General features: G+C 67.5%; 23 protein-coding genes and 3 riboswitches. Of the genes, 7 read left to right on the top strand and 16 right to left on the bottom strand.

All coding sequences use genetic code 11. From position 1 onward, the window contains the following. Window positions 1-137: 137 nt before the first annotated feature. The 5 genes from metH to metF all read left to right on the top strand — a co-directional run bounded on the left by metH (window position 138) and on the right by metF (window position 7,244). On the top strand, window positions 138-2,675 hold the full coding sequence (metH, locus tag G579_RS16870; protein ID WP_211218709.1) for a methionine synthase: 2,538 nt from the start codon (window positions 138-140) through the stop codon (window positions 2,673-2,675). A 9-nt stretch (window positions 2,676-2,684) separates the two neighbouring features. Then, window positions 2,685-3,554 carry a vitamin B12 dependent-methionine synthase activation domain-containing protein gene (locus tag G579_RS19200; protein ID WP_081662709.1) on the top strand — a complete coding sequence of 290 codons (870 nt, stop codon included), beginning with the start codon at window positions 2,685-2,687 and terminating at the stop codon, window positions 3,552-3,554. A gap of 126 nt (window positions 3,555-3,680) precedes the next feature. Beyond that, the gene (gene metK, locus G579_RS0109600) at window positions 3,681-4,871 is read left to right on the top strand and encodes a methionine adenosyltransferase (RefSeq protein WP_028990013.1); all 1,191 of its coding nucleotides are present in this window, start codon (window positions 3,681-3,683) and stop codon (window positions 4,869-4,871) included. 32 nt (window positions 4,872-4,903) lie between these two features. Then, window positions 4,904-4,984, top strand: a riboswitch (S-adenosyl-L-homocysteine riboswitch). 17 nt (window positions 4,985-5,001) lie between these two features. After that, complete coding sequence (gene ahcY / locus G579_RS0109605; RefSeq protein WP_028990014.1) at window positions 5,002-6,312, top strand: adenosylhomocysteinase; 1,311 nt, start codon at window positions 5,002-5,004, stop codon at window positions 6,310-6,312. A gap of 110 nt (window positions 6,313-6,422) precedes the next feature. Next, window positions 6,423-7,244, top strand: a complete 822-nt coding sequence (gene metF, locus G579_RS0109610; RefSeq protein ID WP_028990015.1) for a methylenetetrahydrofolate reductase [NAD(P)H] — start codon at window positions 6,423-6,425, stop codon at window positions 7,242-7,244. 284 nt (window positions 7,245-7,528) lie between these two features. Here metF and G579_RS16875 read toward each other — a convergent pair whose 3' ends face one another. From G579_RS16875 to G579_RS0109630, 4 genes are read right to left on the bottom strand one after another with little or no spacing between them, the layout of a single operon-like run. Beyond that, window positions 7,529-7,963, bottom strand: coding sequence for a universal stress protein (locus G579_RS16875; RefSeq protein ID WP_051181346.1), 435 nt, complete (start codon window positions 7,961-7,963; stop codon window positions 7,529-7,531). Between the two features lies 1 nt (window position 7,964). Next, window positions 7,965-9,515, bottom strand: a complete 1,551-nt coding sequence (locus G579_RS16880; RefSeq protein WP_038019260.1) for a DHA2 family efflux MFS transporter permease subunit — start codon at window positions 9,513-9,515, stop codon at window positions 7,965-7,967. Next, window positions 9,496-10,644, bottom strand: coding sequence for an HlyD family secretion protein (locus G579_RS0109625; protein WP_081662710.1), 1,149 nt, complete (start codon window positions 10,642-10,644; stop codon window positions 9,496-9,498). Before G579_RS0109625 ends, G579_RS16880 begins: the two co-directional genes overlap by 20 nt. 17 nt (window positions 10,645-10,661) lie before the next feature. Then, window positions 10,662-11,102 carry a MarR family winged helix-turn-helix transcriptional regulator gene (locus G579_RS0109630; RefSeq protein ID WP_028990017.1) on the bottom strand — a complete coding sequence of 147 codons (441 nt, stop codon included), beginning with the start codon at window positions 11,100-11,102 and terminating at the stop codon, window positions 10,662-10,664. A 397-nt stretch (window positions 11,103-11,499) separates the two neighbouring features. On the opposite strand from G579_RS0109630, the gene G579_RS16885 reads away from it, so the two are divergent. Beyond that, window positions 11,500-12,300 (top strand): endonuclease/exonuclease/phosphatase family protein, encoded by an 801-nt coding sequence (locus G579_RS16885; protein ID WP_038019263.1) that lies wholly within the window; start codon window positions 11,500-11,502, stop codon window positions 12,298-12,300. On the opposite strand, the gene G579_RS16890 is transcribed toward G579_RS16885, so the two are convergent. From G579_RS16890 to G579_RS19040, 4 genes are all read right to left on the bottom strand, one after another. After that, window positions 12,203-12,907, bottom strand: coding sequence for a protein-methionine-sulfoxide reductase heme-binding subunit MsrQ (locus G579_RS16890; protein WP_081662711.1), 705 nt, complete (start codon window positions 12,905-12,907; stop codon window positions 12,203-12,205). The two genes, G579_RS16885 and G579_RS16890, sit on opposite strands and share 98 nt — an antisense overlap. Beyond that, window positions 12,907-13,869 (bottom strand): protein-methionine-sulfoxide reductase catalytic subunit MsrP, encoded by a 963-nt coding sequence (gene msrP, locus G579_RS0109650; RefSeq protein WP_028990018.1) that lies wholly within the window; start codon window positions 13,867-13,869, stop codon window positions 12,907-12,909. Before msrP ends, G579_RS16890 begins: the two co-directional genes overlap by 1 nt. A gap of 89 nt (window positions 13,870-13,958) precedes the next feature. Then, the gene (locus tag G579_RS19035) at window positions 13,959-14,381 is read right to left on the bottom strand and encodes a hypothetical protein (RefSeq protein WP_051181348.1); all 423 of its coding nucleotides are present in this window, start codon (window positions 14,379-14,381) and stop codon (window positions 13,959-13,961) included. 2 nt (window positions 14,382-14,383) lie between these two features. Next, the gene (locus tag G579_RS19040; protein ID WP_155989799.1) at window positions 14,384-14,545 is read right to left on the bottom strand and encodes a hypothetical protein; all 162 of its coding nucleotides are present in this window, start codon (window positions 14,543-14,545) and stop codon (window positions 14,384-14,386) included. 146 nt (window positions 14,546-14,691) lie between these two features. On the opposite strand from G579_RS19040, the gene G579_RS0109665 reads away from it, so the two are divergent. Further along, a complete protein-coding gene (locus G579_RS0109665) occupies window positions 14,692-15,165 on the top strand; it encodes a hypothetical protein (protein ID WP_028990020.1) in 474 nt (157 codons plus the stop codon). Between the two features lie 2 nt (window positions 15,166-15,167). Here G579_RS0109665 and G579_RS16895 read toward each other — a convergent pair whose 3' ends face one another. The 8 genes from G579_RS16895 to G579_RS16900 form a co-directional block, all read right to left on the bottom strand. Next, window positions 15,168-16,325, bottom strand: a complete 1,158-nt coding sequence (locus G579_RS16895; RefSeq protein ID WP_051181350.1) for a hypothetical protein — start codon at window positions 16,323-16,325, stop codon at window positions 15,168-15,170. 152 nt (window positions 16,326-16,477) lie between these two features. After that, window positions 16,478-17,926 (bottom strand): aminomethyl-transferring glycine dehydrogenase subunit GcvPB, encoded by a 1,449-nt coding sequence (gcvPB, locus tag G579_RS0109675; RefSeq protein ID WP_028990021.1) that lies wholly within the window; start codon window positions 17,924-17,926, stop codon window positions 16,478-16,480. A gap of 9 nt (window positions 17,927-17,935) precedes the next feature. Continuing rightward, a complete protein-coding gene (gene gcvPA, locus G579_RS0109680) occupies window positions 17,936-19,312 on the bottom strand; it encodes an aminomethyl-transferring glycine dehydrogenase subunit GcvPA (protein WP_028990022.1) in 1,377 nt (458 codons plus the stop codon). Between the two features lies 1 nt (window position 19,313). Further along, on the bottom strand, window positions 19,314-19,706 hold the full coding sequence (gene gcvH, locus G579_RS0109685; RefSeq protein WP_028990023.1) for a glycine cleavage system protein GcvH: 393 nt from the start codon (window positions 19,704-19,706) through the stop codon (window positions 19,314-19,316). Window positions 19,707-20,408: 702 nt separating this feature from the next. Beyond that, window positions 20,409-21,512, bottom strand: coding sequence for a glycine cleavage system aminomethyltransferase GcvT (gene gcvT / locus G579_RS0109690; protein ID WP_028990024.1), 1,104 nt, complete (start codon window positions 21,510-21,512; stop codon window positions 20,409-20,411). 14 nt (window positions 21,513-21,526) lie between these two features. Beyond that, window positions 21,527-22,423 (bottom strand): lipoyl synthase, encoded by an 897-nt coding sequence (gene lipA, locus G579_RS0109695; RefSeq protein WP_028990025.1) that lies wholly within the window; start codon window positions 22,421-22,423, stop codon window positions 21,527-21,529. A 51-nt stretch (window positions 22,424-22,474) separates the two neighbouring features. Beyond that, window positions 22,475-22,555: riboswitch (glycine riboswitch) on the bottom strand. A gap of 11 nt (window positions 22,556-22,566) precedes the next feature. After that, a riboswitch (glycine riboswitch) is annotated at window positions 22,567-22,655 on the bottom strand. Between the two features lie 110 nt (window positions 22,656-22,765). Beyond that, the gene (sodC, locus tag G579_RS0109700; RefSeq protein WP_081662713.1) at window positions 22,766-23,323 is read right to left on the bottom strand and encodes a superoxide dismutase family protein; all 558 of its coding nucleotides are present in this window, start codon (window positions 23,321-23,323) and stop codon (window positions 22,766-22,768) included. Window positions 23,324-23,386: 63 nt separating this feature from the next. Beyond that, window positions 23,387-23,782 (bottom strand): cytochrome b/b6 domain-containing protein (locus tag G579_RS16900; protein WP_169376789.1); only part of this gene is annotated, 396 nt, incomplete at its 5' end.

Raw genomic sequence — 23,782 nt, forward strand, 5'->3', positions numbered from 1 at the left:
GGCTTAGCGCAGACACCGACTTTTGATACATTCAGCTGGTCCGGGCGAATCTGCTAAGCTAAGAATCGCCGTATTCGCCCAAACAAAAATCGATTTCTCCCAACTTCCGAGATTCGCCACGACCGATGAGCGCCTTCATGGAACGCCTGCGCGAGCGGGTGCTTATTGCCGACGGCGGCATGGGCACCAGCCTGCATACCTTCGACCTGGACCTGGACAAGGACTACTGGGGGCTGGAGAACTGCTCCGAAGTCCTAGTCCTGTCGCGTCCCGACGTGGTGGCGGCGGTCCACAAGAGCTTCTTCGATGCCGGCAGCGACTGCGTCGAGACCGATACCTTCGGCGCCAACAAGGTGGTGTTGGCCGAGTTCGGCCTGAGCGAGCGCACCTTTGAGATCAACGAGAAGGCGGCGCAGATCGCCCGCGGCGTGGCCGATGCCCTGTCCACGCCCGAGTGGCCGCGCTTCGTGATCGGTTCCATCGGCCCCGGCACCAAGCTGCCGAGTCTGGGGCATACCAGCTACGACGTGCTGGAGGACTCCTATGCCGAGCAGGCGCGCGGGCTCATCGCCGGCGGCGTGGACCTGCTGCTCATCGAGACCGCCCAGGACATCCTGCAGGTCAAGGCGGCGGTGAACGGCTGCAAGATCGCCCGCGCCGAGGCGGGCATGGACGTGCCCATCTTCGCCCAGGTGACCATCGAGACCACCGGCACCATGCTGGTGGGCACGGACATCGCCGCCGCCGCCACCGCCATCCACGCCCTGGGGGTGGACGGCATGGGCATGAACTGCGCCACCGGCCCGGCCGAGATGTCCGAGCACGTGCGCTGGCTCGGCGAGAACTGGCCGCACCTGATCTCCGTCATGCCCAACGCCGGCCTGCCCATGCTGGTGGAGGGTCAGACCGTCTATCCGCTGGGCCCCCGGGAGCTGGCCGACTGGATGCTGCGCTACGTGGAGGAGGACGGCGTCAATCTGGTGGGCGGCTGCTGCGGCACCACGCCCGAGCACATCCGCGCCCTGCGCGAGGCCATCGGCTTCGATCGCCGGCCCAGGGCCCGCAGCCCGGAGTGGGTGCCCGCCGTGTCCAGCCTCTACTCCCAGGTGCCGTTGCGCCAGGAAAACGCCGTGCTGGCCGTCGGCGAGCGCGCCAACGCCAACGGCTCCAAGAAGTTCCGCGAGCTGCTCGCCGCCGAGGACTGGGACGCCATGGTGGGCGTGGCCCGCGATCAGGTGAAGGAGGGCTCGCACGTGCTGGACGTGTGCACCGCCTACGTGGGTCGGCCCGAGGTCGCGGACATGCAGGAGGTGGTGAACCGCTATCGCGGCCAGGTGACGGTGCCGCTCATGATCGACTCCACCGAGGTGCCGGTGCTCGAGGCGGCCCTGAAGCTCCTCGGGGGCAAATCCATCATCAACTCCATCAATTTCGAGGACGGCGAGGAGAAGGCGGAGCGGGTGCTCGGCTTCGCCCGCAAGTACGGCGCGGCGGTGGTGGCGCTCACCATCGACGAGGAGGGCATGGCCAAGGAGGTGGAGCAGAAGCTCGCCATCGCCCACCGGCTCTACGACTTCGCCGTCAAGCGCTACGGCCTGCCGGCTTCGGATCTCATCTACGATCCCTTGACCTTCACCATCTGCACCGGCGTCGAGGAGGACCGCCGCCACGGCATCAACACCCTGGAGGCCATCGAGCGCATTCGCCGGGAGCTGCCCGAGTGCCAGATCATGCTCGGGCTGTCGAACATCTCCTTCGGCCTCAAGCCGGCGGCGCGGCACGTGCTGAACTCGGTCTTCCTGCACCATGCGCAAAAGCGGGGCCTGACCGCCGCCATCATCCACGTGGCCGCCATCAAGCCGCTGCACCAGATTCCGCCGGAGCACGTGGAGGCCGCCGAGGACCTCATCTTCGACCGCCGCGACAAGGGCTTCGACCCCCTGCTGCGCTTCGTGGAGCTCTTCAAGGACGTGACCGTGGCCAGCGCCAAGAAAGCGGCGCCGGCCACCGTCGAGGAGCGGCTCACCCAGCGCATCGTCGACGGCGACAAGCAGGGCCTGGAGGATGACCTCAAGGCGGCGCTGGAGCAGTACCCGCCGCTGGAGATCATCAACACCTTCCTGCTGGACGGCATGAAGGTGGTGGGCGAACTCTTCGGGTCGGGGCAGATGCAGTTGCCCTTCGTGCTGCAGAGCGCCGAGACCATGAAGGCGGCGGTGGCCTTCCTGGAGCCCTTCATGGAGAAGGTGGAGGGCGAGGAGAAGGGCATCCTGGTGCTGGCCACGGTCAAGGGCGACGTGCACGACATCGGCAAGAATCTCGTCGACATCATTCTGACCAACAACGGCTACAAGGTGGTCAACCTGGGCATCAAGCAGCCCATCGACAGCATCGTCCAGGCCGCCTGCGACTGCGGTGCCCACGCCATCGGCATGTCCGGGCTGCTGGTCAAGTCCACGGTAATCATGAAGGAAAATCTGGAGGAGATGCGCCGCCGCGGCCTGGACATCCCGGTGCTGCTGGGCGGCGCGGCGCTGACCCGCCGTTTCGTGGAGAACGACTGCCGCGCGGCCTACGGCCACCCCGAGCGGGTGCACTATGCCAAGGACGCCTTCGAGGGGCTCAAGCTCATGGAACAGATCATGGCCTGGGATGCTGCCCGGCGCGCCGGCTAGGAGAGGGAAATGACCGAATTGGAAGCGGACCACGGGCGGCAACCGGCGGTGGAATCCTCCGATCCGGTGCGCCGCGACAACCCGATCCCGATCCCGCCCTTCTGGGGCGCGCGGGTGATCGAGCACGTGTCCCTGCGCGCCATCGTGCCCTACATCAACCGCAACACGCTCTATAAATTCCAGTGGGGCTTCAAGGCGCCCGAGATGTCGCCGCAGGAATACAAGGCTTGGGCACGCACCGAGGTGGACCCCATCTTCAACCGGCTGGTGGCGGCTTCGGAAGCGCAGAGCATTCTGCAGCCCAAGGCGGTCTATGGCTATTTTCCGGCGCAGAGCGAAGGCGACGACCTCATCGTCTACACGGACCCGGAAAGCCGCCAGGAGCGCGCCCGCTTCACCTTCCCGCGCCAGAAGACGGCGCGGCGGCGCTGCATCGCCGATTTCTTCCGGCCGGTGGACTCGGGCGAGATGGACGTGGTGGCCTTCCAGCTGGTGACCGTGGGGCAGCACGCCGCGGACCATGCCCGCGAGCTCTTCCACGGCGATCAGTACCAGGAATACCTCTACTGGCATGGGCTCAACGCCGAGGGTGCGGAAGGGCTGGCCGAATACATCCACAAGCAGATCCGCGCCGAGCTCGGCTTCGCGCGCGAGGACGCACGCGACATCCAGGCCATGATCAAGCAGGAATATCGCGGCAGCCGCTATTCCTTCGGCTATCCGGCCTGCCCGAACCTGCACGACCAGCACAAGATCCTGGACCTGCTGGGAGCCGAGCGCATCGGCGTGGTCATGGGCGACGAGGATCAGCTCTGGCCGGAGGACAGCACTTCCGCCATTGTGGCGCATCACCCGCAGGCCAAGTATTTCGGCGTGTGACGCAGCCGGCGGCCATGAAAAATCTCGTTCAGTTTCGGTGCGAACCTTTGCTATAGTTCGCCCACAGCCGGGAAAGCCGTAGATATTCCTGATTTCATTGCTTGTTATCGAACAAGGGGGCCTCGAATGCCGCGCAACTACCTCTTCACCTCCGAATCCGTATCCGAAGGCCATCCGGACAAGGTCGCCGACCAGATCTCCGACAACATCCTGGACGCGATCCTGTCCCAGGATGCCCGCGCGCGGGTGGCCTGCGAGACTCTGGTCACCACCGGCCTCGTCATGATTGCCGGCGAGATCACCACCAGCGCCCAGGTGGACTACGCCCAGGTGGCGCGGCAAACGGTCAAGCGCATCGGCTACAATTCCTCGGAAATGGGCTTCGACTGGGAGTCCTGCGCGGTGCTCACCACCATTGACCGGCAGTCGCCCGACATCGCCATGGGCGTGGACGAGGGCGCGGGACTGGATCTGGATCAGGGCGCCGGCGATCAGGGCCTCATGTTCGGCTACGCCACCAACGAGACCTCCGTGCTGATGCCCATGCCCATCTACTATGCCCACCGCCTGACCGAACGGCAGGCCCTGGTGCGCAAGGACGGGCGCCTGCCCTGGCTGCGGCCCGACGCCAAGAGCCAGGTGACCATCTGCTACGAGGGCGACAAGCCGGTGGCCATCGATGCGGTGGTGCTGTCCACCCAGCACAGCCCGGACATCGGCTACGAGGCGCTCAAGGAAGCGGTGATGGAGGAGATCATCAAGCCGGTGCTGCCGCCGGAGATGCTTACCAAGAACACCCGCTACTTCATCAACCCGACCGGCCGCTTCGTCATCGGCGGGCCGGTGGGCGACTGCGGCCTGACCGGGCGCAAGATCATCGTCGACACCTACGGCGGCGTGGGCAGCCACGGCGGCGGCGCCTTCTCCGGCAAGGATCCGTCCAAGGTGGACCGTTCCTCCAGCTATGCCGGCCGCTACGTGGCCAAGAACATCGTGGCCGCCGGCCTGGCGGACAAGTGCGAGGTGCAGATCGCCTACGCCATCGGCATTTCCCAGCCGGTGAGCTTCATGGTGGACACCTTCGGCACCGGCAAGCTGCCTGACGAGCAGATCGCCGAGCTGGTGCGGGCGCACTTCGACCTGCGGCCCAAGGGCATCATCCAGATGCTGGACCTGCTGCGTCCCATCTACGGCAAGACCGCGGCCTACGGCCACTTCGGCCGCGAGGAGCCCGAGTTCACCTGGGAGCGCACCGACAAGGCCGAAGCCCTGCGGGACGCGGCCGGCCTGAAGTCCCGCGAGGCGGTGGGCGCGTAAACAGTACTCCGCCGCCGGCGCGGCGGGGTGTCCTGTCTGAGGAGCGTTGCAACAGGCGTCAGTCCTGCCAGGCTCAGAGAGGACCGGGTTCAATGCAACGGCGCTCGTTCATTCATGGGGAGAATGCGTAATGAACGCTGTGATCAACCAGAACTTCACCGACTTCAAAGTCAAGGACATGTCCCTGGCCGACTGGGGCCGCAAGGAAATCCGCATCGCCGAGACGGAGATGCCCGGCCTGATGGCCCTGCGCGAGGAATACGCGGCCAGCCAGCCCCTGAAGGGCGCGCGCATCGCCGGTTGCCTGCACATGACCATCCAGACCGCGGTGCTCATCGAGACCCTCACCAGCCTGGGCGCCGAGGTGCGCTGGTCCTCCTGCAACATCTTCTCCACCCAGGACCATGCGGCCGCCGCCATCGCCGCCACCGGCGTGCCGGTCTTCGCCTGGAAGGGCGAGACCGAGGAGGAATACTGGTGGTGCGTGGAGCAGACCATTTTCGGGCCGGACGGCTGGACGCCCAACATGCTGCTGGACGACGGCGGCGATCTGACCCTGCTGGTGCATGAGAAGCACCCGGAGCTCCTGAAGGATATCCAGGGCGTCTCCGAGGAGACCACCACCGGCGTGCACCGCCTCTACCAGATGATGAAGGAGGGCAAGCTCGGCATCCCCGCCTTCAACGTCAACGACTCGGTCACCAAGAGCAAGTTCGACAATCTCTACGGCTGCCGCGAGAGCCTGCTGGACGGCATTAAGCGCGCCACCGACGTGATGATCGCCGGCAAGGTGGCCGTGGTGGCCGGCTACGGTGATGTGGGCAAGGGCTGTGCCCAGTCCCTGCGCGGCCAGGGCGCCCGCGTGCTGATCACCGAAATCGACCCCATCTGCGCGCTGCAGGCGGCCATGGAGGGCTACCAGGTGGTCACCATGGACGAGGCCGCGCCCATCGGCGACATCTTCATCACCGCCACCGGCTGCACCCGGGTCATCACCCGCCAGCATATGGAGCAGATGAAGAACGAGGCCATCGTCGGCAACATCGGCCACTTCGACGACGAGATCGACGTGGCGAGCATCCGCGACCTGTCCTGGGACAACATCAAGCCGCAGGTGGACCACGTGATCTTCCCCGACGGCAAGCGCATCACCCTGCTCTCCGAGGGGCGTCTGCTGAACCTGGGCAACGCCACCGGCCACCCGAGCTTCGTCATGTCCAACAGCTTCACCAACCAGGTGATGGCTCAGATCGAGTTGTGGACCCAGCAGGGCAAGTACGAAAAGCGGGTCTACACCCTGCCCAAGCATCTGGACGAAAAGGTGGCGCGCCTGCACCTCAAGAAGCTCGGCGTGCACCTGACCGAGCTCACCGACGAGCAGGCCAAGTACCTGAACGTCGCCAAGGAAGGCCCGTTCAAGCCGGAGCATTACCGGTATTGATCAGTGAAGCATGACTCGTGATCCGTGATGCGACCGGGGTGCGGCGCGACGCCCGCCTCCCGGTCCAGCATGGTTGTCACGTTTCACGAATCACCTTTCACGAGTTCGCCATGACAGAGCATTCCATCGAATTCTTTCCCCCGAAGAACGCCGCGGGCGAGGCGCGGCTGCGGCAGACCATCGCCGAGCTGCTGCCGCTCAAGCCTGCCTTCGCTTCCGTCACCTTTGGAGCGGGCGGGTCCACCCGGGAGCGCACCTTCGACACGGTGCGCCTGATCCAGGACGAGTATCCCCTGGAAGCGGTGCCGCACCTGTCCTGCATCGCCTCCACCCGGGAGGGCGTGCGCGAGATCCTGGAGCGCTACCGCGCCCAAGGCATCAGGCGCATCGTCGCCCTGCGCGGCGACCTGCCCGAGGGCATGGACACGCCCGGCGAGTTCCGCTTTGCCAACGAACTGGTGGGCTTCATCAAGGATTTCGGTGGTTTCGAGATTCACGTGGCCGCCTATCCCGAGGCGCATCCCCAGGCGCCCGATCCGCTGGCGGACCTGGACAACTTCGTGCGCAAGGCCGAGGCCGGGGCGGACGTGGCCATCACCCAATACTTCTACAACAACAACGCCTACTATCAGTTCGTCGACGACCTGCGGCGCCGGGGGCTGGACATCCCGGTGGTGGTCGGCGTCATGCCCATCGTCAACTATGGCCAGATCGCCCGCTTCTCGGCCCTGTGCGGCGCCGAGATCCCGCGCTTCATCCGCGAGCGCATGGAAGCCTACGGCGACGACCTCGAATCGCAGCGCGCCTTCGGCATCGAGGTGGTCACCCGCCAGTGCGAGGACCTCCTGCGCCAAGGCGTGCCGGGCCTGCATTTCTATACCCTCAACCAGGCCGAGCCGACCGCCAGCATCTGGCGGAACCTGGGGATTTAGGAGCGCGAGCGTCTGGGCCGGGCCTGCAGGCGCGGGCTCGCCCGCGAGTGATCGGATGCCGGAAAGCCGGCGGCAAAGCCACCCGCTGTCGGGCCGCTGCCGACACCTGCCCCCTGCGGGTTCCGTCCGCTCAATCCCTTGCACCGCCTCTGCGATCGCATAGGCATCGGCAGCGTGATGCGGGACATGATGCTTCGTCCGGCCCGGCCGGGTGCTCGCGGCTGCAGCCGTTCCCATCCCATTGGCGCTACCGGGCCCCGCCACGGCTGCTGCCCGGCTTACGTTCAGTCCGTCACCGCCACCAGGATGCTGCAGGGCGCCTGTTCCACCAGGGAGGCGCTGACCGAGCTGCGCCACCACATGGACAGCCGGCTGCGGTTGCGGTGGCCGAGCACGATCAGGTCGGCCCGCAGATGGCGAGCCGTGGCCGCGATCTGCTCCACGGGCTCGCCGAAGGCCAGATGGCCTTCCGCCTCCAGCCCGCGCTCCCGCAGCTTGGCCACCCCCTCGTCGAGGATCTCCCGGGCCAGCTCTTGCTCATGGGTGAAGATTTCCTGCGGAATGACGCCGTCCACCACCGCCACGGCGGGCAGCAGCCGCATCACCGCCAACAGGTGGGTTTTCTGGGCCCGGCAGCGAACCGCCATGTCCGCGCCTTCGCGCAGGGCCTGGCGGCCTTCCCGGGTGCCGTCGTAGCAGAGCAGTATGGTCTGGTACATGTCACGCCTCCTTCGTTCGACCCATGAGCCAGGCCGGGAGCATGGCGGCGAAGAACACCAGCGCCACCAGGAGAAAGCTGTCCCGGAACGCCATGGTGCTCGCCTGCAGGTAGATGGTCCGGCCCAGGTAGTACAGAGCGCCCGGCAGCTGCAGGTCCTGCGGGGTGCCGGCCTGTACGAGCAGCCCGCCGACCGCGCGCGCGAACTCGGCGGTGGCGCTGTTGGCCGCCGTCTGGGTGGCGGTCAGGGCATCGCTGTAGAAGAAGCTGCGCCGATCCAGAAAAACGGACAGCAGGTTGACGCCGAAGGCGCCGCCCAGTTGGCGGATGAAGTTGATCACGCCTGATCCCTGGCCGAGGAGCGCCGGGTCCAGGGCCCGCAGCGCGCCGGCATTCAGGGAGGGCATGATGAGCCCAAGGCCGATCCGCCCCGCCAGGATCCACCAGGCCAGAGTCCAGAAGGGCGTATTCACGTCCACCGATCCCATCCAGTATGAGGATAGTCCAAAGCAGAAGAGTCCGGCGATGATGGGCCAGTGGGGCGCCAGACGGTCGCTGAGGCGTCCGGCGATGGGAAAGACCACGCCCAGGGCCAAGCCCGCCGGCATCAGCAGGAGGCCCGACTGGGTGGGCGTGAGGTGCTGGATGGTCTGCACGAAGAGCGGCACCAGATAGGTGGAGCCGAAGAGGCCCACGCCGAGGATGAAGGCCACGCTGGCGGCGGCGGCGAAGCGGCCGTTGGCGAGGATGCGCAGGTCCACCATGGGTTGGGAAGCGCGCAACTCGCGGATGATGAAGGCCGTTCCCGCCGTCCCGGCCAGGCCCAGCAGGGAGAGAACATAGTTCGAGGTCCAGCCCTCCCGCTGGCCGTTGGACAGGCCGGTCAGCAGGGCGGCCAGAAACAGGGACAGGAGCAGAAAGCCCGGCCAGTCGAGCGCGGCGCGCGGGCCGGCGCCCTCCCGCCCCGGCATGAAGAGATTGGCCAGCAGGATGCCCGCGATGCTGGTGGGCACGGCCACGTAAAACACATAATGCCAGCTGAAGTTGTCCACCAGCACCCCGCCCAGGGCCGGACCCAGGGCAGGGGCCAGCACCACGCCGATGCCGTAGATGCCCATGGCGCTGCCGCGTTCCTCGGGCGGGAAGACCCGGAACAGGGTGTACATGGCCAACGGCTGCAGGATGCCGGCGGCGGCCCCCTGGAGGACGCGGTAGAAGATCAGCAGGTTCTCGTTGGGGCTGTTGCCGCTGAGCACGGAGGCGGCCAGGAAGAGGCTCATGGCGCCGATATAGGTGCAGCGCTGCCCGAAGCTGTGCACCAGCCAGGCATTCAGCAGCATGGTGGCGGTGGTGGCCGCCAGGAAGCCGGTGGCCAGCCATTGGACCTTGTCCTGGCCCATGCCGTAGGCTCCCATGATGTCCGGCATGGCCACGTTGACGATGGTGGTGGAGAGCACCGTGGAAATGGTGCCCATCATCACGGTGGCGGTGACCAGCCATTTGTAGCGCGGCCCGTAGCGGGCGAAGAACGCCTCAGTGCTGTCGGATGTCAATGTCCACCTCCACCATCATGCCCGGCCGCAGGAGACCGTTTGCCTGCTGCACGAGGATGCGCACGGGCAGCCGCTGGGTGATCTTGGTGAAGGTGCCGCTCGGGTTCGGGTCCGGCAGCAGGGCGAACTGGCTGGTGGCGGCATGCCCGATGCGATAGACGGTGCCGCGGAACCGGCGGTCGGGATAGGCGTCCACATGGATGTCCACCGGCTGCCCGACCCGCAGCTTGGCGATTTGGGTTTCCTTGACGTTGGCTTCCACCCAGATGTTGCGCGGGTCGAGCACCATGGCGATGCGCTGGCCGGGCGAGACGTGCTCGCCTCGCTGCACGAAGGTCATCACCGCCACGCCGTCCACCGGACTGCGGATTGTATGCTCCTGCAGATTCACGCGCTGCCGCTGCAGCTCGGCGCGGATCTCGTCGGCCTGATGCTGCAGCACGGCCTGCTGGCGGTCCAGCACCTGTACCTGGCGGCGGCTGCCGCCGGCGGCGCTGAGGGTCCCGCGGGCGGCATGCAGCTCCGCTTCGGCCTTGCGATAGGCCTGCTGCACCTGCTCGTAGGCGGTGCGGGCGTGTTCCATGTCCTGCTGAGGAATCATTTTCTGGGTCGCCAGCTCGCGGGCGCGCAGATAGTCGGCCTGGCTCTGGCGCAGCTGCGGCGCGAGTTCCGCCAAGGTGGCTTCGGCGGCGCTCAGGCGGCTGGCCTGGCTCTCGTACTGGCCCTGGGTCTCCTGGCCGGTCATGCCCTTTTGGGCGCGCACCAGCTCCGCCTGCGCCAGGGTGGCCTGCAGCTTGGCTTCCAAGGCGGCTACCTGCAGGCGGGCTTCGCGTTCGTCCACCCGGGCCAGGATCTGCCCCCTGCGGATCCGATCGCCCTCGATGATGTCCAAATCGGTCAGTTGGCCGGCCACGCGGCTGCTGAGCACGATGACATCGCCGTCCACCCGCGCGTCGTCGGTACCGACGTGGGTCACGCGGTGGTAGAGCCAAGCCCCCGCCCAGGCGAGGAGCAGCAATGCCGCCATGGCGGTCAGCCAGACGCGCCCGCGCCGGGAGCGGCCGAGGGGCACGAGTGCTGCACGCAGGCGGCGTTGCCTTGCTTCCGGGTGCGCTTCCGTTTCCGGCATGGAGACCTTCAGGTTGTTCAGCTGAGTTCTTCTGTCCGGGCCTTGATGCGTTGGATGACTTCCATGCAGGTGGCCAGGTCCTGCACGGGAATGCCGTCGAGCAGTTCCGCGCGCAGTTCCGCGGCGGTTTGCCACATCTGCTCCAAGGTGGCGTCGGCTTTCGGGCAGAGGTGCACCGTCTTGCTGCGCCGGTCATGGACCGCCTCGCGCCGCTCGATCCAGCCGTCGGCCGACAGCCGGTCCAGCAGGCCGACCAGCGTGGGCCCCTCGATGCCGATGCGCTCGGCCAGTTCCTTCTGAGTCATGCCGTCGCGGTCTTTGGATAGGTACAGAAGGACCACCCACTTGGCCTGACTGAGGCCAAGCGGTTTGAGGCGCTGGTCCAGCTTGCTGCGCCAAGCGCGCGCGGTTTCGGCCAGCAGGATACCGAAATTTTCCGGATTAAACGGTCGGGTCATGGGCGCAGCGCATCTGGTTGAATGCTAGCAAGCTATCAATTTGCGCGGCTCCGGTCAATCCGGTATTGCGGCTCCCTGAGTTGGGCTTGTGCCACAGTCGCATTTCTTCTCCGGGTCTCGGGCTGCATCTATGGCCTGTGGCTCATTATGCCGAGTGCCGGGCCAAAGGCTATCCAATGGAGGTCTTAATTTCCCCGAACGACGGATGATGCTTGCTACCAAAGTAGCGCTGGCTCCGGCCTCGAGCTTTTGTATAGTAAGCGGAGCTGCTGCTGCACGCAGCAGGTTCGGGTGCCCCCGGCGCCAGCATCGCGGAACAGGTTTGCCGCGGGGCGTGCGCCGGCCGCTTGGCGTTGGGGCGGGTAGCGGTTATCCTGCAAGTTCCATGAGAACGCCGATGCTCACATCTGCAGATACGCAGCCGGAAGAGTTCAGGATTCTGACCTACAACATCCAGGTAGGCATCGGCTCGCACCGCTTGCGCCACATGATCCTGCACGGCTGGCGCTACGTCATGCCGCATGGCCAGACGATCCGCAACCTGGAGCGCATCAGCAGGCAGATTCGCGAATACGACATCGTGGGCCTGAACGAGGCGGACGCGGGTTCCTTTCGCACGCGCTACCTGAACCAGGCGCATTTCCTGGCCAACAAGGCCGGCTACCCCTACTGGGAGCAGCTGGTGACCCGCGACCTCGGCCACTTCGCCCAGCACACCAACAGCGCACTGAGCCGCTTTCCCACGGAAAAGGTGCTGCGCCACCGGCTGCCGAGCCTGATGGACGGCCGCGGCGTGCTGGAGCTGCACTATCGGGTGCATGGTCGCCTGCTGGTGGTGCTGGTGACCCACCTCGGCCTGCGGCGCGGCGCACGCCTGCTGCAGATGCGCTACCTGGCCAGGATCGTCAACCAGTATCCAAGCGTGGTGCTCATGGGCGACTTCAACTGCGTCGCCCATTCCGAGGAGATGGCCTGGCTCCTGAGCCACACCCATCTGCAAGCGCCGCAGCACTGTCCCGTGACCTTTCCCAGCTGGCGTCCCGTGGTGGCCCTGGATCACATTCTGGCCAGCGAAGATCTCGACATCCAGGAGGTCACCGTCATTCCCGAACCCCTGTCCGACCATCTCGCCCTGGGCGCACGCCTGCGCTGGCGCGCGCCGCAGGAGGAGCCGGCCGGGCGGGAGCTCGCGGGTTAGCAATGCCCTGCGGCCGGCGCGCGCCCGCCGCGCCCTTCCAGTGGCGCAGCAGGCGGAAGCCGAGCAGCATGCCCAGGATGGCGGCATAAAGCAGCGGCTGCGCGAGATCCGCTTTCACCAGCCACAGGTAATGAAGCACCCCGCCGATGGCGCTGGCATAGACCAGCCGGTGCAGTCGTACCCAGCGCTTGCCCAGGCGCCGTATCATGCCCGTGGTGGAGGTGGCGGCCAGCGGAATGAGCAGGACGAAGCTGAGAAAGCCTGCGGTGATGAAGGGCCGTTCCGGAATGTCCGCCAGAATGCTGCGCCAGTCGAAGAACTGGTCGAGCCAGACATAGGTGGTGAAGTGCAGGCAGGCGTAGAAGAAGGCATAAAGCCCGAGCATGCGGCGCAGCTTCATAGGCCATTGCCAGCCGCTCAGCCGGCGCAGGGGCGTGGCCGTCAGGCTCAGCAGCAGGAAAATCAGCGTCCAGTCGCCGGTCGAATGGGTGATGGCCTCGATGGGATTGGCGCCGAGCTGGTCGGCGTAGAAGTCGACGACGAGCTGCGCCAGCGGGACCAGGCTGGCGGTGAAGACGCCCAGTTTGAGCCAGAAGATCGGTTTCACTAGAAATACTTCTTGAGGTCCATGCCCCGGTACAGATGGGCTACCTGCTCGCCGTAGCCGTTGAAGAGCAGGGTCGGGCGTTTGCGGAACTCGCCGATGCGCCGCTCGCGCTTCTGGCTCCAGCGCGGGTGGTCCACGTCCGGATTGACGTTGGAGTAGAAACCGTACTCGCCGGGGGAGGCGCGCATCCAGGTGCTGGACGGCTGCTGGGCCACGAAGCGGATGCGCACGATGCTCTTCGGCCCCTTGAAACCGTACTTCCAGGGCACCACCAGGCGCAACGGCGCGCCATTTTGATTGGGCAGGGTCCGGCCGTAGAGGCCGACGGCCAGGAGGGTGAGCGGGTGCATGGCTTCGTCCAGGCGCAGGCCGTCCACGTAGGGCCAGGGCAGCACGTCGCGGCGCTGGCCGGGCATCTGCCGGGGATCGTAGAGGGTGATGAAGGCCACGTACTTGGCCTGGCCGAGCGGCTCCGCCTGCTTGATGAGCGCATTCAGAGGCAGGCCGATCCAGGGAATGACCATGGACCAACCCTCCACGCAGCGCATGCGGTAGATGCGCTCCTCCAACGGGGCGAGCTTCAGGATCTCGTCAATGTCGTAAACGCGCGGGTGCTTGACCAGGCCTTCGACACTGACGGTCCAGGGGCGGGTACGCAGATTCCCGGCCAGTTTGGCGGGCGCTTCCTTGCTGGTGCCAAACTCGTAGAAGTTGTTGTAGGTGGTAATGTCCTTGAAGGGGGTGGGCTTTTCGCTGGTGCTGTAGGGGCTGCGGCGGACCCCGGCCAGCGGCGTGGTGGCCTGCGCCGCGGCGGCGCTGGCGAGGAGGCCGGGCAGTAGCAGGCCGCCGGCCACCCCGGCCGCCGCCACCGCGCTGTGCTTCAGGAAACGGCGGCGGTCGAGGTACAGCGATTCGGGCGTGATCTCGCTGCCTTGGATGTCGTCGGGCCGTTTGATCAGCATGGCTCCCTCCTGCGCCTGAAAAGTGGTCGTTCTTTACTGGGTTCAAGTATAGATCGATTTTAAAGTCGCAGGTTCCGTCGGGGCGGAGGCTAGGCGGGTGGGAAGGGAAGCTGCGGGGGGCGGCGGTCACGCGTCAGTGGGCGTCGGCATTGCGTCGGGTGGGCCGTCGCCCAGGCCTCCGCCATCTCCATGTAGGCGGGCACGCCCGTTTCCCAGTAGAAGAGCGCCTGGTCCCATTCCTCGACGGCCGGCGCGCCGGCCTCTGCCACCACCGCCGCCATCATGGCCGATAGGATCACCCGCGCCGCCGCCTTTTTCTCCAATTGCGTGATCTGCCGCCAGACGTCGGGAAAGAAGTAGTTGCGCACCAAGTCGGGCCGGCTCGGCAGCAGCATGCTCAGCACCTTTTTCAGGGTGCGGTGGGCCTCGCCCCAACTGCCGACCAGATCCGAGGCGATGAGCTTGTGGATTTCGGCGCGGCCCTTGGCGGTGACCATGGCATCGATGGCCATGATCAGCCCCGCTTGCCGGCCGGGCGCGCGCCGGATACGGGATGCACGCCGGTTTTCTGCATGACCTGGCCGGGCGCCGTCTGCTTCTTGATCTGCCCCGGCGGGATGGCGCAGGCGCTCAGGGTGAAGGCGGCCAGAATGGCGAACGGCGCGTTTCTCTTCATGCGAGGCTCTCTCGTTGGACACCGGGTCACAGCTTAGCATCATGCCGGCCCGCCTGCACCGGCCGCTCTTGGTCCGATGACAGGCGCACCGGGCGCGCGGCAAGATGGCGCAATGGCAAATGCAGTATCCAGACGGAGGTGACCCGATGAAAAGCTGGCAGGAGGCGATCAAGGACGGGGCGGTGTCCGGCGGCATGGCCGGGGTGGTCATGAATCTGGCCACGGCGGCGGCCGGCCAGGTGGAGACCGGCCACGCTGCGGCAACCCTCAACGCGGTCAGCCACAGCCTCTGGGGCGATGAAGCCGCCCGGGAGGATGGCGTGTCCGCCAAGTACACCCTGAACGGCCTGGCCCTGAACGAAGGCGCGACCGTCATGTGGGCCACGGTCTACGAAAAGCTCTTCGGCCACTACGCCGACCGCGGCCAGGTCCCCATGGCGCTGTTGGGGGGCGCGGCGGTGGCCGGAATCGCCTACGTGGTCGACTACCATCTGGTGCCCAAGCGCCTGACGCCGGGCTACGAAAAGCGCCTGTCCAAGCGCGGCCTGGGCGCGCTCTACGGCGTGCTGGCGCTCAGCCTGGCGCTGGGCGGGCTGCTGAAGCGCAAGCGTCCTGCCTGAGCTCAAAAGCCGAAGATGCGCCGCAGCGACTTGACCGGGTTGTCTGGTTCGGCGCCGTCCCGGGGCGGCGTGGGCCTGGCCTCGTCGGTGCTTGCGTCCGCGGCGGCGCTGTCCATGCCCAGCATGGCCATGCCGGTGGACTTCAGGCGCACGTGCGCGGTCCAGAGCGGACTCTTCGGCCGCGGCGGCTGGGCCAGATGCAGATCCTCGCCGTAGGCCACGAGACGCAGCATGGCGCCCTGGGCATCCTTGAAGATGCCCTGGGGAATGGCGCACTCGGTGGTGGTGGGCGCCAGCACGGCCTTCTCCCGGATGAAGCGGCGCACGTCCTCGCTGGGCAGGTAGTCCAGCAGCCCGAAGCCGGTGTCCGGCACTTCGCTGGAGTTCCAGATGACCATGTCGCCGCCCGTGGTGCTGCCCATGGCCTGGGCGAAGTAGCCGATGGCGGTGGGGATGCCGCGCCACTGGACGCGGATGCTGTCGCCGAGGCCGCCTTGCAGGGCGGTGAACTCCACCGGCGCCATGAAGTCCTGCTGCGCTCCCAGGGTGAAGCGGATGTCCGGCATGTAGTTGCCGTGGACGAAGTGCTCGCCCTGCAAGGAGCCGCTGGCGGGCACGTCCCGGCGGTGCTGTTCGTTGGGCCACTCGGCATGGGCCCAGCCGGCCCGCGCTCCCGGCGCGAAGGCCCGGGAGCCGCTGCGCCCCGCCAGGGTCTTGCCCAGGGCCGTGGGGCTCATCTGCGCGGTATCGATGACGCGCGGCTGCCCGGCGCGCACCGTCGCGCCGCAGCCCCAGTACAGCAGCATGCGTGCTTTGGGCCGTTCCGCCTGGCCCGGCAGGCCGGGCACGCCCGGCGCTGCGCGGGCCTGCGTCGGGGGCAGCAGGGGCAGGGTGGGACCCATGCCCAGGCCGGGCGGCACGTCATGGGTGGCCTGCGGGTCGGCGGGCAGGGCGCGTGGGGCGTCGAGCTGAAGCAGCAGGTTGCGCTGCGGTCCGGACGGTATCCCCGCCATGCGGCCCAGCATGTCGCCCATGCCGGGCAGGCTCTGATTCTGAGTCTCGATGCTCATCCAGTATTGGGTGGGCGGCGCGGCGCCGGCGGCGGCCGGCAGGAGCGCGGCCCCGCAGAGAATGGCAAAGCCCAGGCTGTGTCTGCTCATCTTCCCCTCCTGTGCGGACGGGCCGGCCCGCCCGTCCCACCCGTTTGCCGTCGATAATGTCAGTATAGTGCACGGCAGCCGAGCGACACGGCGCAAAAAAAGACGGCCGCGCAGGCCGTCTTGAGGTGCCCATGGCACGGGGGAGTCTCGTGTCAGCCCCGGTAGGCCAGATCCAGTTCCTTGGCCGCCTTGACGTCGTCCAGGCGCCGCACCGGCAAGGTGTAGGGAGCGCCCTTGACCATGGCGGCATCGCGGCGGGCCTCGTCGAGGATGGTCCGCATGACGCGCACGAACTCGTCCAGGGCCTCCTTGGCCTCGGTCTCGGTGGGCTCGATGAGCAAGCACTCGGGCACCAAGAGCGGGAAATAGGTGGTGGGCGCGTGAATGCCGTAGTCCAGCAGGCGCTTGGCCACGTCCAGGGCGCGCACGCCGGTTTCCTTGGCCAGCTTTTCCAGGGTGACGATGAACTCGTGGGTGGCGCGGCGCTCGGGGTAGGCCAGGTCGAAGCCGGCCTTGCCGAGCTCGGCCATCAGGTAGTTGGCGTTCAGCGTGGCGAACTCGGCCACCTGGTGCATGCCTTCGCGGCCCAGCAGGCGGGCGTAGACATAGGCGCGCAGCAGCACGCCCACGTTGCCCATGTGGGCCGACAGGCGACCGATGCTCTGCGGCCGCTCGGCCTCGGTGAGCAGGCGGTAGCCGCCGTCCTTGTCGCGGGCCACCAGCGGGATGGGCAGGAAGGGCTCCAGACGCTTGCTCACGCCCACCGGACCGGCGCCGGGACCGCCGCCGCCGTGGGGCGTGGAGAAGGTCTTGTGCAGGTTCATGTGGATGACGTCGAAGCCCATGTCGCCGGGCTTGACCTTGCCCAGGATGGCGTTGAGGTTGGCGCCGTCGTAGTAGGTCAGGCCGCCGGCTTCGTGGATGATCTTCTGGATGGCGACGATCTTGCGCTCGAAGACGCCCAGGGTGGACGGGTTGGTCAGCATGAGCCCGGCGGTTTGCGGGCCGACGGCGGCCTTCAGGGCTTCCAGGTCCACGTCGCCTTGGTCGTCGGTGGGGATCTCGCGCACGGTGTAGCCGCACATGATGGCGGTGGCCGGGTTGGTGCCGTGGGCGGCGTCGGGCACCAGGATCTCGGTGCGCGCCGTGTCGCCGCGGGCGTCATGGTAGGCGCGGATCATGGCCACGCCGGCGAACTCGCCCTGGGCGCCGGCGGCCGGCGTCAGGCTCACCGCCGCCATGCCGGTGACGTCCTTGAGATATTCCTGCAGCTCGTAGAGGGTCGCCAGCAGGCCTTGGCCGGTGCTGGCCGGCGCGTGGGGATGGCGGCTCAGGAAGCCGGGCAGCAGGGCCAGCGTGTTGCAGGCCCGCGGGTTGTACTTCATGGTGCAGGAACCCAGCGGATAGAACTGGGTGTCGATGGAGAAGTTCTGCTGTGACAGGCGCGTGTAATGGCGCACCGCCTGCAGCTCCGAGACTTCGGGCAGGCGGGGCTTGGAGCGGCGCCGGAACTGCTCGGGGATGTCGCTGGTGTCCGCCTTCTCCCGCAGGGCCTGGGCGGTGTTCACGCGGCCGGCTTTGGCATGTTCGAAAATCAGCATGGATTCTTCCTAGGCGAAACGGGACAGGTCGAAGGCCTTCAGCGACTTGGCGAAGGCTTGCACGTATTCGGCGAGGTCGGCATCGGACTTGGTTTCCGTCGCGCAGACCAAGAGGGCGTCGCCGAGCTCGGGATAGTAGGGCGTGAGGTCGAAACCGCCCAGGATGCCCTGCGCCTCCATGTCCTTGAGCACCGCATTCGCGGCGCGCGGCAGACGCACCACCACTTCGTGGAAGTAGGGCCGGGCGAAGGCGATCTCGGCGCCGGCCAGGCCATCGAGCTGCTCGGCCAGCCGCCGGGTGTTGGCATGGCTGGCGGCGGCCACCCGCGCCAGGCCCTCCGGCCCCGTCAGCGCCATGTAGATGGTGGCGGCGGTGACCATGAGGCCCTGGTTGGTGCAGATGTTGCTGGTGGCCTTGCTGCGGCGGATGTGCTGCTCGCGCGCCTGCAGGGTCAGCGCGTAGCCGCGCTTGCCGTCGAGGTCGGTGGTGGCGCCGATGATGCGGCCCGGCATCTGGCGCACGTAGGCCTGCTTGCAGGCCATGAAGCCGAAGTAGGGGCCGCCGGAGGACAGCGGGATGCCCAGGGGCTGGCCTTCGCCCACCACGATGTCGGCACCGGTCTCGCCCCATTCGCCGGGCGGCCTCAGCAGCGCCAGGCTGGTGGGATTGACCACGCCGATGGCGAGCATCTTGTGGGCGTGGGCCCAGTCGGTGAGGGCGTCCACGTCCTCCAGCACGCCGAAGAAGTTCGGCTGCGGGATGACCAGAGCAGCGAAATCTTCGCCCGCGAAGCGCTCCAGGGACTCGGGAATGGTGTGGCCGCCTTCGGTGCAGTAGGGCAGCTCCACCAGCTCGATTCGCTGGTGCTTGACGATGCTCTCCACCACCCGGCGCCAGATGGGGTGGACCGTGGCGGGCATGAGCACGCGGCGCGCGCTCTTGTGGATGCGCACCGCCATCAGCACCGCTTCCGCCAAAGCCGAGGCGCCGTCGTACATGGAGGCGTTGGATACGTCCATGCCGGTGAGGCTGGCCATCATGCTCTGGTATTCGTAGAGGAGCTGCAGGGTGCCCTGGCTGGCCTCGGCCTGGTAGGGGGTGTAGGCGGAGTAGAACTCGCCGCGCGTGGTGAGCTCCCAGACGGCGGCGGGGATGTGGTGCTCGTAGGCGCCGGCGCCGATGAAGCAGAGGGGTTGGCGGTCCTGCTCCGCCCGCTCGCGCATCAGCCGCTGCACCTCCATTTCCGACAGCCGCTCGGGCACCCGCTCCAGCGGGCCAGCGCGCAGCTCGGCGGGGATCTCATCGAACAGGGCCTCGATGCTCGGTGCGCCGATGGCGGCGAGCATGGCCTGGATGTCTTCGTCCGTGTGGGGAATGAAAGCCATCTTATCCCTCGCTGGCGACCAGCGCCTCGTAGGCGGCCGCGTCCATCAGGCCGTCGTAGTCGGCCGGGTTGTCGGCCTTGATCTCGAAGATCCAGCCGGCGCCGTGCGCATCCTGGTTGATGGTCTCGGGCGTGCCGCTCAACTCCTCGTTGGCGCCGACGATCTCGCCGGCGATGGGAGCGTAGACGTCGCTGGCGGCCTTGACCGATTCCACCACCGCGCAATCCTGCTTGGCGTTCACGTGGCGGCCGATCTCGGGCGTTTCCACGAAGACGAGATCACCCAACAGTTCCTGGGCATGATCGGTGATGCCGACGCGGAAGACGCCGTCGCCCTGGGGCTGGACCCATTCGTGGCTGTCGGTGTAGCGGCGATCGGTGGGGACGTTGCTCATGGTTGATCTCCTTTGAAATTGGGTATTCTTTCTGCAATCCGTCAAATTCGTAATCTGTAGGTTGGGCTGCGCGCAGCGAAGCCCAACGTTGGTGCGTCCAAGGGGCGGGCTGCGCCCGCGGGTGCTTGGGTGTCGGGGGTTGCCCGACGGCAAGTCACCTTGCCATTCGCTGCGCTCAGACACACGCTCCCTCGTTTCCCGCGGCCGCTGCGGTGCTCGGCGGGACAACGGGGGTGGAAAAACCAAAACCCTGAATCCCGCTGTTGCCATTGGCGGTAGGAGCGGGCTGGCCCGCGATGGTTTGCCTAGCGGCATAGTGGATCGCGGGCCAGCCCGCTCCTACAAGCCAGGATGCCGGCTCGCCAGGCCTGGCACGGCAGCGCAGCCACTCGGATATCGCTCCCGCCGGGCGTGGGCCGGGTGAGGGGCGCCGTGGTGTCGTCCCCGGCAGCGCTCCCGGGCCACGTGGCCGCCCATGGCTGTAGGAGCGAGCGCGCTCGCGATGAAGGTGGCGGCCGGCCGCCTTCGGATCGCGGGCCAGCCCGCTCCTACCCTCCCCTCCCGTGAGCCAGCGCGGTCCAGCCCGCTGCCGGGGCGCCAGCCCGCTCCTTGTCAACAGAATCCGTTGGGTTTTGCACCGCTCATCCAACCCGCGCCAGAAACTTGCATGTTCCTGTACCCGCCCGGTATCTCCACAGGCGGTCAAAAATTCCTTTGCCCCTGTTTGACGAAAGGCGGCCTGACCACCTGGGCCGGCACCGCCTTGCCGCGGATTTCCACCGCCAGCGCGTCGCCCGGCGCAAAGGCTCCCTGCACGCGGGCGAAGGCGATGCCCAGGCCCAGGGTCGGCGAGAAGGAGCCGCTGGTGATCTCGCCGATCTGCTTTCCTTCGGCATCGAGCACCGCTTGGTGGGCGCGCGGGATGCCGCCGGCGGGGATGACCAGGCCCACCAGGCTGCGCGGCACGCCGGCGCGCTGCTGGGTTTCCAGGGCGGCGCGACCGATGAAGTCGCGGCTGTCCTTGAGCGCCACGGTCCAAGCCAGGTTGGACTCCAGCGGAGTGGTGCCCTCGTCCATGTCCTGGCCGTAGAGGTTCATGCCGGCTTCCAGGCGCAGGGTATCGCGCGCGCCAAGGCCGGCGGGGCGGACGCCGGCGTCCAGCAGGCGCCGCGCCAGCCCCGGCGCCGCCGTATTGGGCAGCATGATCTCGAAGCCGTCCTCGCCGGTGTAGCCGGTGCGGGCGACGAAGTACTCGGCGCCGTCGATCTTGAAAAAGCCGCCGGTAAAAGGCTTGAGCGCGTCCACGGCGGGCTCGCCGAGCACGACCGTGGTCTTGGCGCGGGCCTGGGGGCCTTGGACGGCGAGCATGGCCAAGTCGTCGCGCCGGCGCATGTCGACCGACGGTGCGTAATGGGCGCGCTGGCTCTCGATCCAGGCGAGGTCCTTCTCGGTGGTGGCGGCGTTGACCACCATGCGGTAGCAGTCGGGGCGGATGAAATAGACGATGAGATCGTCCACCACGCCGCCGGTCTCGTTCAGCATGCAGGAATAGAGCGCCTTGCCGGGGGTCTGCTGGATCCTGGCCACGTCGTTGGCCAGCAGCGTTTGCAGGAAGCGTCCGGCCTCGGCGCCGTGGAAGTCCACCACGGTCATGTGGGAAACGTCGAAGAGTCCGGCATCGCGGCGCACCTGATGGTGCTCCTCCAGTTGCGAGCCGTAGTGCAGCGGCATGTCCCAGCCGCCGAAGTCCACCATTTTGGCGCCATGGGCGGCATGCCAGTCGTACAGGGGGGTGCGTAGGCCCATCTTTCGTCCTTTTGTCAGTCTTCTGCGTGATAGCTGGAGCGCACCAGCGGCCCGGCCTTGACCCAGGTGAAGCCCATCTCCCGGGCGGCCGTTTCCAGCTCGGTGAATCGCGCCGGTTCGATATAGGCCCGCACCGGCAGATGCTGCATGGACGGGCGCAGATACTGGCCCAGGGCCAGCCGCCGCACGCCTGCGGCGCGCAGGTCGCGCAGCACCTCCAGCACTTCCCCGGTCGTCTCGCCCAGGCCCAGCATGAGGGCGGATTTGGCCTCGACCCCCGGCAGGGCGGCGGCCGCCGCCAGCAGGCGCAGGGAGCGCGCATAGTCGGCGCCGGGTCGTACCGCTTTGTAGAGCCGCGGCACGGTTTCCATGTTATGGCCCCAGACGAAGGGCGAGTGCCCGGCCAGCGCGCGCAGGGCGGCTTCCTGGCAGTTGCGGAAGTCGGGAGTCAGGAGCTCGATGCCGATGGCGGGCTGCCGCGCGCGCAGCAGGCGCATGGTTGCGGCGAAGATGCCGGCGCCGCCGTCGGGCTGGTCGTCGCGGTTGACGGAGGTGATCACCACGTATTTGAGGCCCATGCGGGCCGCGGCCTCGGCCACGCGCCGGGGTTCGTCCGCGTCCGGCGCGCTGCCGGGCTTGCCGGTCTTGACCGCGCAGAAGCCGCAGGCGCGGGTGCAGATGTCGCCCAGGATCATGAAGGTGGCCGTGCCCCGGCTCCAGCATTCGCCGCGGTTGGGGCACTTGGCCTCCTCGCAGACGGTATGCAGGGCATGCTGGTGGACGGCGTGCTGGGTCAGGCCGAAATGGGGCGCGTCGCCGAGCGGCTGGCGGATCCAGGCGGGCATGGGGCCGCAGTTGGGCGTGGCGGCGCGCTGGGCGTGCAGGGGGATGACAGGCTTGCCGGTCTGCATGGTCGGTTCTCCGCTCGGCTTCGATAAAGGGGCACCCGGCCGCTGGCCGCGTGCCTCCCCTCTGTCCGGTGACCTGAGAGCTTGAGCCCCGTCGGTGCTCCGCCTGGGCGGAGTCTCTCCAGAGTTCCTGAGCCGTAAGCGACGGCAGTCCCGCAGTCCTTCTGCCTGAGATTTTTCGGGAGGGTTGATCCTTCGGCGTTGCGCGCTGCGCAATCTCTCCCGCGGGACGTCTCGGAGGCCTTAATGTAAACCAAGGCGGGAGAGAAGGCTAGTGCGGGAGTCGCGTCAGCCCGGGAGGAAGCGCGATGCGCCCGAGGGGCCGGGCGCATCGTCGGCAGGAAATTACTGCACGACGCCGCAGGCAATGCGGGCGCCGCCGCCGCCCAGCGGGTGGGGATGGTCGGCGAAGTTGTCGCCGCCGGCGTGCACCATGAGCGAGCGGTTGCGGATGTCGGCCAGCTTCAGGCGCGGCGCCACCACGCTCATGTCCACGCTGCCGTCGGCTTGGGCGGTGAGGGGCGGCAGATCGCCCAGGTGGCCTTTGCCATAGGGGCCTTCATGACGGCCGGTCTTCTCCGGGTCGTAGTGGCCGCCCGCGGCGGCTGCCGGCACCATCTTGCCATCCTGCTCCTTGGGCGCGCAGCTGGGGTTCTCGTGCACGTGGAAGCCGTGCACCCCGGCCGGCAGGCCGCGCAATTGGGCGGTCAGCACCAGGCCGTTCGGGCCGTCGGCGGCGCGAACCGTGCCGAGCTCCCGGCCGACGCCGGAAGGCGTCGCCTCATGCATGACGACGGTCACGCCCGGTCCGCTGGCCGCGGCGCTGGGCTGGCCGGTATGGCTGCAGCCCGCTGCCGCCAGCGAGAAACAGAGAATCGCCGATGCGGTCGCGAGTGGCTTCATGCTGATCTCCTTCTTGTGTTGATATGCGGACGAGAGTCGGTTTTTACCACAGGCGCCGGACCGTCACCACCGGGGCCGGATGCGTTCGAAGACGGGGTGGCCCATGAGCTGGTGCAGGACGGCGATGGCGACGTGGCCGCCCCAGTAGATCCACACGAAGGTGGCGATGAACTCGTGCGCCTCCCGATCGGTGTGCAGGGCGGGCGGCAAGTTACCGTTCTCCGGCAGCCACAGGAAGAGGATGAAGCCGGTCAGCGCCGAGCCGAGCACCGCCAGCAGGCCCAAGGCGTGGGTCAGGGCCGACAGGCCGCTGTGCTCCTCGCGCCAGGGCAGGCGCAGGCGCCGCAGCGACTGCAGATCGGCTTTCAGCGCGCGCCATTGCGCCGCCCGCAAGGGCAGCATGGTGCTCCAGCGTACCGGCGCCGGGCCGACCAGGCTCCAGACGAGATGCGCCAGGAC

This window comes from Thermithiobacillus tepidarius DSM 3134, assembly GCF_000423825.1.
GTDB classification, from domain to species: Bacteria; Pseudomonadota; Gammaproteobacteria; order Acidithiobacillales; family Thermithiobacillaceae; genus Thermithiobacillus; species Thermithiobacillus tepidarius.